Below are 9,753 nucleotides of genomic sequence, written 5' to 3'. Positions count from 1 at the left end.
CCTTCCTTTCCTGGTTCAGACGACCCATAGGTCTAACTACTAAATACTAGTCAAAGCCCTTTCAAACCCAATACAAACCCAATGTAAAGCCCAATCATAACCGCTTTGAAAGGGCTTTGATTTGGGTTTAAAAGGAATATGAAAAGCGAAAGACTCATACTTGTTAAGATGTGGTATGTAAGAAAGCAAGATTTTGATATATTCGCTAAAGAAATACATCTTGTATCTATGAAGAAAATCCATATCGTTTTTACCCTCATATTGCTTTTTCAAGGTCTTTTCTTGGGGGCTCAAGAAAACCGTGCAAATAAGATTGAGCTGAGCCAACAGGAAAAAGAGGCGATGTTCTTTCAGAAATTGTGTTTTTCTCAAACGATTTTCCCGATCTATGAGGATATTTTTGGATTGGACGCCGAACCTATTTCATGGATTACAATATACTGGCCGGAAAATAAATTCGGATTTTTGGAAAGCAAGACGATTACCATATCGAACGAACAAGGTGGGGAAATCGTCTTTAGCGACGATCAACAACACTCCGTTAGTATACGCGGTAGTTTGATGGGGAACTCCCAAGTAGTCGATGATAAGGGAAATTGGCTGAATTTCAAGCGTAACTTTGTTGGTAAAATCACGATTGATGGCGAGGACGGCCAAAAAAGTAGCATCAGCAAGAATCTATCGAACAAAACCAAGATTACGACACATTCCGGACAACAAATCACTATAAAAAATACGCGAATCGGCCTAGAAATTTCCGATAATCGAGGCAACAATGCTTTAATCGAGATCGATAGCTGGGGAAATAGAACCCTTTACTATCCTAACGAAGACTATATTGCATTTGAATACATTGATGCAGGTTATCAAATTAGCAGCAATTTTATTAACGATATCTATATTAAAGCAGATTCCGATAGAGGTAATTTGGAAGTTCAAGAAGGATCTACTCCGCCGTACCGTATCATTAACGAATTTCGAAAACCCTTGCCACCAGATGATCCATTTGGTTTTTAGGGATTACCAACATTAATCATGATCGCTATTAAAATTCGATCGCTGTATCCTGACAGCATTCAATATTGCTAACAGCGCAACTCCAACGTCGGCGAACACCGCTTCCCACATGGTCGCCAGTCCGCCTGCCCCTAAGATTAGTACAATTGCTTTTACACCAAATGCAAAACCTATATTCTGCCATACGATGGTCTTGGTCTTCTTTCCAATTTGAATAGCGACAGGGATTTTCATCGGTTTATCATCTTGAATAACGACATCCGCGGTTTCAATCGTCGCATCAGATCCAAGTCCACCCATCGCAATACCAACATCACTTAATGCGACAACAGGTGCATCGTTGACACCATCGCCAACAAAGGCTACAACCTGATCATTGGCTTTAATCGCTTTAAAATGATTTACCTTATCTTCCGGAAGCAGATCACCGAAAGCCTGATCGATTCGTAATTCTTTGGCCACATGCTTAACTACCGTTTCCTTATCTCCACTTAGCATCGTTGCTTTAACGCCCAGGTTGTGTAGCTTGTTGATCGTTGCTTTGGCATCCGCTTTAATGGTGTCTGCAATTGTTATATAGCCTTGATATTGTCCGTCATAGGCAATTGCAATCGTCGTATAGGCGATATCGGCAGGATTGATCGGATAAGCGACTTTGTATTTATCCAAAAGTTTGAAGTTACCTACGAGGAATTCTTTCGAATTGATTTCACCTCGGAGTCCATGCCCTGCAATTTCTTCTATATTTTGAAGCGGGAGCTGCTCTTTAATCTCGCCTACATATTCATGTATCGCGGTAGCAACGGGATGGGTGCTCTTGCTTTCAAGTAAGTTGACATAATCCATTAGGTCCGGGAGAGCAACTTGGTCTTTCAAATTGACCTCCTGCACTTTGAACACCCCTTCTGTCATTGTTCCTGTTTTATCCATCACCACATGCTTCAATCCTGCTAAAACATCGAGGAAGTTGCCTCCTTTTACCAATATGCCGTGGCGACTGGCTGCACCTATCCCACCGAAATAACCCAGTGGAATTGATATAACGAGCGCACAAGGGCAAGAAACAACTAAGAAAATGAGAGCCCGATATAACCAATCCTGAAAAACATAGTCTGCAACAAAGAAGTATGGAAAAAAGCAGATGCCGATAGCAAGAAAGACCACGATAGGCGTATAGATGCGTGCGAACTTGGAAATAAACAGTTCTGTAGGCGCTTTCTGCGAGCTGGCATGTTGAACAAGCTCGAGTATTTTGCTCAACTTGCTATCGGCATAGGCTGTATTAACTTCAACCTGCGCAACGGATTGTAGATTGATCATCCCGGCAAGCACGTGCTCGCCTTTGTTCTTCGTATCAGGTTTACTCTCGCCCGTTAGTGCAGCCGTGTTAAACGATGCAGCATCGGATATTAAAATTCCATCCAGCCCTAGCTTTTCTCCAGGTTTTAATTGAACGATATCGCCGATCTGAACATCCGTCGCTTTAATGGTTTGCGTCTTGCTATCGCGGATAATTGTGGCCTCATCAGGTCGCTGATCCAATAGCTTCTTGATATTGGATTTGGCGCGAGATACTGCCAATGTTTGGAAACTCTCGCCGACCGCATAAAATAGCATGACAGCAACTGCTTCCGGATATTCGGCTATACCGAATGCCCCGAGAGTTGCAATTCCCATTAAAAAAAACTCGGAAAAGAAATTGCCCTTTCTGATGCTTTTCACCGCATCTTTCAGAACCGGTAGCCCGACTGGAATATAGGCCGCCAAATACCAAACTAAACGAACGTAGCCCGTAAACCAATCCATCTTCCAGAAATGGTCGAAAAAAAGACCAAGCAATAACAACACTAAACTAATAATCGATGGTAGAAATAGTTTGAATAGACTACCTCCTACTTCATGACTGTGATCATGATCATGCACATCATCATCGGCATGCTCGTGATCATGGTTATGTTCGTTGCTATCTTCATGCGGATGCGCATGAGCATTTTTTGCAGCCTTTTTTGTTAGAAGATCGGCAGCATCGGCTTGCCGATAAACCTTCTCCGTTTGGCTACATATTTCACAAACCCCATTTTCATTGTAGATATGCTGATGTTGTTGTCTCATAAAAACACGTGTTTATTTCTATTATTGTTCTGATCTACCGATCCATTCCATACTATGTTCAAAAAAATGCGCCTTTCCTATCGTTTATAGCTTAGTACAGCACAAACTCTGCCCTTTTATGATCCCATAGATCAGCCCTATACTTCTGTACCATGCGAATTATTTGTGCGATTATTGGTCTTCAAACGAATTTTACTAAATATACCTAAACGATATGGAAACTTTGGTGTTAGATTTGATTGTATAATATCAAAAACCTTATGAAGAGACTATTAACCTTAATCTCGATACTACTAATTGTTAATGCGGGATTTTCTCAGGTCGCAGTGATCAGCAGTCCGGATGGATCTGCTAACATTCGCGAAAAGCCGGATAGCAAGAGTAAAGTCATCGCGAAGGTTAAAACTAATACGGTAATCCTTGCTTTCAATGATGAAATTGGAGTTTCGGCAAATGATGCAGTATGGTCAGAGGTTGTAGTGATCAAAGAGCCCATGAGCAGGCTGAATACAGCAAACGAGGAGTACACCTATGGATATAGTCATACTTCGCAATATAAGCTATTCGATCAGCTAAAAAATGCTGACCCCAAAGTCTTTAAATTCGAATACAAGCATAAACCCTTTAGCAAATCGGGAAAGAAAATCGGCTATATTGACGGTTCGGAATCCATTGAAACAATTAATGGTGAACACTACTTCGGAGCCGACTGCGGAACACCAAAAACCGAAATAACTAAAGCAACCGCAACAATCGGGAACAAAATAGTCGATATCCCCGTGTCATTAATCTGGGGAATCCTGCATGCCGGCAACGAATTCGAAATCAAAACCTATAACAACCACTACTACGTCAGCCAAGGAGTCGGCGACGGCGGCTGCTTCACCCACTTAGTTTGGGTATTCGACAAAAACGGACTGGTGCAGCGGTTTGTTGGTTGGCAATATTAGGTTTAGATATCAGATATAAGACATAAGATATTAGAGTAAACTGGCTAAAAAGAGAACGCAGTATGGTGTATTTACAGCCAACAAACTTTATCGTTATCATATTGCAATAACTCACATCGACGCGCTGGAATATTTCTCGCTGCGCTCTAATATCTCACATCTAATGTCTAAAATCTAATTCACTGCAAAATCATTCAAATAAATCTTCTTTCCTTCGCCAAAAAGCACTTTCGGTTTGCCATTGGTCCAGAGTACGGCAGACGATTTCGCGCCATTTAGGTAATTTCCGAGGATATAAACTTTCCCGCTTACTACACGAATTGCTGTTGCGGTGATGCTTGCTTCTCCGCTAAGTTGGTAAAGTTTCGTTTTATTCTTATAAACTACAGATGTTCCCTTGCCACCGTTATAGAAGTTGGCGACGAAATAATAGTCTGTGCCAACCATAGTTCCAAGGACGTCGGAAGCAAAGTCGCCTAAGGGAAGCTTGAAGACTTCTTTTCGATTTTTCCATACTACTGCAGCGTCGGAACTGCTATTGTAATTTGCATGTCCAAGCACATAGACATCTTTATTGATGGCATTGATATAATCTGCATAGGTATTCGGTCCTGCTATCGCAAGTGCCGATTCGTCGTTGAACATATGCGCATTGCTAGCAAAACGCCCCGATAGATACGGTTCGCCTGCGACCTCAGTAATGGATGTCACTTCTGACTGTGCCAAACAGCATGCCTTTCTCTTCTCGACGCCATTTGTCCAAAGAAATAAACCATATGCTCCATTGTAATCTTTAGTCCCTCCTACATAAACTTTACTGCCGATTACATTGATAGCTGTTCCTGTATTATTATTTCCCGCCTGTGTTAAGAATGAAATCTTGCCATTCTTCCAATAGGCAACACGCTGCTGTGCTGACGACGTCTTCTGATAGCCTGTAACATGTGCCTCCTTATTGTTTACTGCTGCAATTGCAAGAGCATCCGAGCGCAATGATGGAGAAAGAAGAACGATCGAGTCATTAATGCTTAAAATTGCATTTCTACCGGCTCCTTTATAATCCGTTTGATACTTATAGCCGGCGTAGAAGAATGTCAAAGGCTTTGGTGTCGGTGGTTTCGGTGTAGGCGTTTCTGGATTCTCAGGATCGGGTTCCACTGGTTCAATCGATTTCTTACTACACGCACTGATAACTGCCAACAAACTGCACGCGACAATCACACTCTTAAAATTCAGTTTTCTCATAATACTGATCTTTGCTATCACTGACACAAAGTAAGAACCAAAGACCCGAAAAAATAAATCGAACCTTAGCATAATTATATAAATATGGCATAGATCGACCGAATACGCGATTATGGGCTATCTACTTTATATCTACATAGCCTAGAATATTACAATTTGCCGGGCTCCCTCGTTGAATCGTGCGCTTTGCTAATTAATAAACAGCTTTCATCATATTGTTTTTCAAGCGCTTACATTAATCCTCATTTTTAATTCTACTTATTAAATAACCACTAAACTTAAAAGTCATGAATAACGATGTATTTAAGATTATGGAGGATCTAAAATGGAAAGCCGTAGGTGTAGATCCTAGTACTGGACAGACTCCGAATAATCAATTTGTATCCTTCCTCCCTATTGGATTGCCGATTCCGGAAGAAGACTTTAAAAACCCATGGACACCAACGCAATCAAATTTGACCGAGGCAGTGAAGTCTGCCCGCGAAAATAAAGCAAGAACGACGGATGCTACCGATCCGGCGAACACCGATGCGGCTTCGGCATCCTCTGCTTTGGAAGATATCTTGTTGACCTCGGGTTCTATTGGGCAATCGATGAATGCCTATCTTCAGACATTCTCCCTGACAGACACTAAGATTTCTATTGATGACACCTATCGTGCCTGGCCAAACGCTGCGAAGGTTAATGATACATGGTTCGCCATCATCAATGGGGCGAATGGTTTAGAATCTGGATTGGAGGCAAATGATGCTATCAAAGCCGCACTAGAGCGAGCGGAGAAATTGATGGTTGATGAAGAAGGCAATGACACGCCGAAATATGAGAAATACAATCAGTATCGAGATGAATATTACGATGCGGTAAGAGAACGCGATCGCCAGTATGCCAACGCATTAAGCGACCCGCTCAAGTTCAATCTTTGGCCGATGCAGGGTAAGATTTATCAAGATGATGTCGATTACGCATGGGATAAATGGCAATCTAGAGGCGCTAAACAAGAGATAGAGGAAGCGATGGCACTCCTATCGGCGCAAGGTATAGACCCCGCTATTCTGATGATTCGACGCGCAAAGATAAAGTATGAGAATAGTCTGATCAATATGCCAGGCATCGGCAATCTTCCATATACGTTTATTACACCGAGTAAATGGTACTCCAAGAATGGTCCCGGATGGAATACATACAGCCAAACCGACTACCATTCTAAGAAAACATTCGACACCTTATCTACCAAAAAAGACATGTCGGCAAGGATCAGTTCCGGATTTAGACTCTTTGGAAGCCTCGGAGGATCGGTTAACCACTCCTCAGCGCATTCAGAAAAACATATCAGCTCGTCGTTTGAGGGACTTACCATCACTTTCTCCTACTGTCTTGCAAACATTAACCGCCCCTGGATGGACAGTTCACTGATGAATATTGGGAACTGGTTTCTGATGGGTAATTATCCCGAAGGATGTATTTCAACGGGTAAAGTTGATCAGGAATTTAAACCTGACGACCCGAAACAATTCGTCTTGTTGCCCTCTGTTGTCACCAGTATGATCCTCATTAAAGATGTATTGATATCCTGGAGCTCTGCTTCCTTCGACTCAAACGAGATTACAGACACCTTAAAGAATGGTGGATCGGTTAGTTTTGGGAATCTCTTCGTATCCGGCAGCGGATCTGCCAGCTATAGAAAAGATAAATACCATTGGGACCAAACGATTGATCAAAACACGAGGCAATTACGTGTCGACGGTGTCCAACTCATCGGTTTTGTATCCTCTATTATGCCATTCGCGCCTAAACTGAACGGTGCCAACTATACACAGAAGAAAAAAGAAGAACCCCAAAAAGAGGAGCCTGTAAAAGAAGAGGAAAACAATGGATAAGAAATCATGGACTTTCAAGCAAAACTACACGAGTTCTTTCTTAGCCAGTTTAAGGATGGACTAGAGGAGAGTAAGTTGTTCATTGCTTTTGAACCCATTGGCTGCATGATAGACGAGCTTGACCCCAACGATCCGCAAAGCCAGACTAGGGCCAATGAACAGTTGTCTATTCTTGCTGAGCGACTTCCGGCCATAAAGGAGAGCATGACTTTCGGGACATCCAGATTGACGGACTTATTAGAAACTTTGGTATACTCCAGTACTTTCCGAGAGGATCTTTTTGATGATGCCGAGAGAGAAGTTTACCGAACAATCTTCAGTCGTGCGAAGGCGGAAGCGATGGGGAAACTTGAAAAAGGAAAAAGAGCGTCCGTCGTCACAGCATCAGGTTCCTATTTCCTAGTCACAGGACATCCGGAAGCGTGGTACAATAAAAATGCAGCAATATGGACGAGTAAATCTTTCTCTCAGAAATTTCCAGAGAAAGCGGACGAGCAGGATAAACCCATAAGCTTTAATCTTAAGTGGAATCGAATAGATCAATCCCGGTTGACAACAGCCGTGGAAACTAAATTTGAAGGCATCGTAACTCATAAGGGAATTTTCAATAATATGCTGTTTCATGAACAAAAAGTCAAAAAGCCACTCAATCATAAATTCCTCCGAACGAAACGACTTCAGATGGGTAGTCAAGCGATCAATCTTCAAGCGAAGCCTATGCTAAGCAGTGAAATCAATCCAACTATGGTCAAACCACTGTTGTCAAAAAGGATCGCACTCACCCATCAATTGCATAAAGAAAAGCTAGTGGTACAGGAGCAATCCCAGGCAGATGGCTATGAACTTTCATTTGATTACTGTATGGTGAATCTACAACGTGATTGGTTTGACCGTTCGTTGCTGCACTACGCAAAACTTTGGTATGCTAAAGCGTTGGAGAAGAATTTCTTCTCCAACGGATTGAAAGATAGTAGCAATCAAGGCGAACTGAAATGCATCACAACGGCGATGATATTGGTCAAAAACCTGAGGATTCGCGCTAATTGGTCACAGCAAGACATTGCCAATGCTGGAGACAGTATCAGCTTGGGCTTTTTCAATGTTGCCGACAGCCAAATAAATAGTAAAAACGAATTAATAAATCCCGGGATACAGGCATTGGGTTGGATATGCGAGGTTATGCCGGCACTCCCCTACAGTAGCGATCCTAAACTTTTTGAATAATAGATCATGGAAAATTTCAGTACTAAAATCGCAGAACTCGCCCGTCGCGGTTTTGACACGGGCGCCATTCTTAGTGAATCGAATCTGCCTAATGGTCGTGTAGCGATATGCCAGAACTGTGTGTTATATGCTTGTCCGGATGAGCTTATATTTGAAGTTCACGGCAATATCTTGATGAAATATCAGGAAGTTGGTGAAACGAATTCCAGCTTAGGCTATCCACGGTCTGATGAAATGGATGATCCTTGCGTCGCTGGTGGCAAAGTGAGTTATTTTGAATACGGAAAGATCAGTTGGCAATATCCGAATGGTAGCCAGATTGAAATGTATGAATTTGTCGATTTAGATAGCTATGAGCAACAGCGAGCGCCTTTGGTCGCCAAGCTTCAGGAGATTGCAGACTATGCTTTTGAAGCGTTATCTGAGCCGCAAAGCAGCATAGAAAACAGAATCAAAAAAGGCAGCGAAGAATCATGGTGCGGGAAAGCAGTTGCTTATTTTTATGCCCAAGCTGGAGTGCCTAGCAGAACAACCAGTCAATTCATGAACACTAGGAATATCTCGCTATTTGGATCCTATGGTAAGATAGCGTTTGACGGTTCCGGTGTACTACGTAAGGATTATCCAGAGAACACGCAATTGAAAGAACAGCACAGCGCACAGGATGCTGCCAGGAAGATGATCACCTTTGAAGATATCGAAGCCGAATATGAGCTGGATATTCTGCCTGGCGACATTGTCCTCGTAGACAACTCGGATAAAGGAGGTGCCGACCACATTCAGATTGTTTATAAGTATAATCCCGAAACGCGGATGCTGACTGTAGTTGATGGAAATGGCGGCGGGTTCGCACTGGCTTCACTAGGAATTCCAAATAATGATAGCGCCCTAGCTCAAACTGCAGCTGATGGCACCCCAATATCCGCAAAAAAACAATGGATTGAAGACGACCTGGGAGTTTCGCTGATCTATCAAGGAAACGTCGCAGGCCATGTAGGAATCTCCTGCCATATTCTAATGCCGGAATACCAGGTTCGATACGAGGATAATATGGTGAAGCATAAACGCGTATGGGCTATTGTCAGGCCTTCTATTTTGGATTTGCAATAGCGATTAGATGTAAGATGTGAGACAATAGACGTGAGATGTATGCTGTGAGATTAGAGGTTTGTCTGGAAAGGAAGGATACAAGGATAGGCAGGATTGGGTCAATATATTGTCTTATGTCTTTCTTGTCTGAACCAGGAAAGGAAGGATACAAGGATAGGCAGGATCGGGTCAATATATTGTGTTATGTCTTTCTTGTCTGAACCTTTGGTTTAAACAGA

7 protein-coding genes are annotated in these 9,753 nt (G+C 42.4%); 5 read left to right on the top strand and 2 right to left on the bottom strand.

The genetic code is table 11. The annotated features are described in order from the left end of the window. Positions 1–138: 138 nt before the first annotated feature. Entirely contained in the window at positions 139–1,017 is an 879-nt protein-coding gene (locus tag B2400_RS04110; protein WP_149525850.1) for a hypothetical protein, read from the top strand. A gap of 12 nt (positions 1,018–1,029) precedes the next feature. Here the strand turns inward: B2400_RS04110 and B2400_RS04105 are convergent, their stop codons facing one another. Further along, positions 1,030–3,129 carry a heavy metal translocating P-type ATPase gene (locus tag B2400_RS04105; protein ID WP_286650953.1) on the bottom strand — a complete coding sequence of 700 codons (2,100 nt, stop codon included), beginning with the start codon at positions 3,127–3,129 and terminating at the stop codon, positions 1,030–1,032. Positions 3,130–3,389: 260 nt separating this feature from the next. Here B2400_RS04105 and B2400_RS04100 point away from each other — a divergent pair, with 260 nt between their 5' ends. After that, positions 3,390–4,079 carry a hypothetical protein gene (locus B2400_RS04100; RefSeq protein ID WP_293931096.1) on the top strand — a complete coding sequence of 230 codons (690 nt, stop codon included), beginning with the start codon at positions 3,390–3,392 and terminating at the stop codon, positions 4,077–4,079. Positions 4,080–4,253: 174 nt separating this feature from the next. Here B2400_RS04100 and B2400_RS04095 read toward each other — a convergent pair whose 3' ends face one another. Continuing rightward, entirely contained in the window at positions 4,254–5,324 is a 1,071-nt protein-coding gene (locus tag B2400_RS04095) for a hypothetical protein (RefSeq protein WP_293931093.1), read from the bottom strand. A 287-nt stretch (positions 5,325–5,611) separates the two neighbouring features. Between B2400_RS04095 and B2400_RS04090 the strand changes: the two genes are divergently transcribed. Genes B2400_RS04090 through B2400_RS04080 form a run of 3 tightly spaced genes read left to right on the top strand, consistent with a single transcriptional unit; the run spans position 5,612 to position 9,535 of the window. Then, positions 5,612–7,201, top strand: a complete 1,590-nt coding sequence (locus B2400_RS04090) for a hypothetical protein (RefSeq protein WP_293931090.1) — start codon at positions 5,612–5,614, stop codon at positions 7,199–7,201. 6 nt (positions 7,202–7,207) lie between these two features. Beyond that, the gene (locus B2400_RS04085; protein ID WP_293931087.1) at positions 7,208–8,425 is read left to right on the top strand and encodes a hypothetical protein; all 1,218 of its coding nucleotides are present in this window, start codon (positions 7,208–7,210) and stop codon (positions 8,423–8,425) included. A 6-nt stretch (positions 8,426–8,431) separates the two neighbouring features. Continuing rightward, complete coding sequence (locus B2400_RS04080; protein WP_293931085.1) at positions 8,432–9,535, top strand: LGFP repeat-containing protein; 1,104 nt, start codon at positions 8,432–8,434, stop codon at positions 9,533–9,535. Positions 9,536–9,753: the final 218 nt, after the last annotated feature.

Source organism: Sphingobacterium sp. UBA6645, from assembly GCF_002455685.1.
Taxonomy (GTDB): Bacteria; Bacteroidota; Bacteroidia; order Sphingobacteriales; family Sphingobacteriaceae; genus Sphingobacterium; species Sphingobacterium hotanense.
Note: the sequence above shows the minus strand (reverse complement) of the source record. Positions and strands in the feature narration are given on the sequence as shown.

What these genes read in the sequence shown, in the direction of transcription:
- B2400_RS04110 (WP_149525850.1), top strand. Translation starts at nt 139, where the DNA reads ATGAAAAGCGAAAGACTCATACTTGTTAAGATGTGGTATGTAAGAAAG.
- B2400_RS04105 (WP_286650953.1), bottom strand. Translation starts at nt 3,129, where the DNA reads ATGAGACAACAACATCAGCATATCTACAATGAAAATGGGGTTTGTGAA.
- B2400_RS04100 (WP_293931096.1), top strand. Translation starts at nt 3,390, where the DNA reads ATGAAGAGACTATTAACCTTAATCTCGATACTACTAATTGTTAATGCG.
- B2400_RS04095 (WP_293931093.1), bottom strand. Translation starts at nt 5,324, where the DNA reads ATGAGAAAACTGAATTTTAAGAGTGTGATTGTCGCGTGCAGTTTGTTG.
- B2400_RS04090 (WP_293931090.1), top strand. Translation starts at nt 5,612, where the DNA reads ATGAATAACGATGTATTTAAGATTATGGAGGATCTAAAATGGAAAGCC.
- B2400_RS04085 (WP_293931087.1), top strand. Translation starts at nt 7,208, where the DNA reads ATGGACTTTCAAGCAAAACTACACGAGTTCTTTCTTAGCCAGTTTAAG.
- B2400_RS04080 (WP_293931085.1), top strand. Translation starts at nt 8,432, where the DNA reads ATGGAAAATTTCAGTACTAAAATCGCAGAACTCGCCCGTCGCGGTTTT.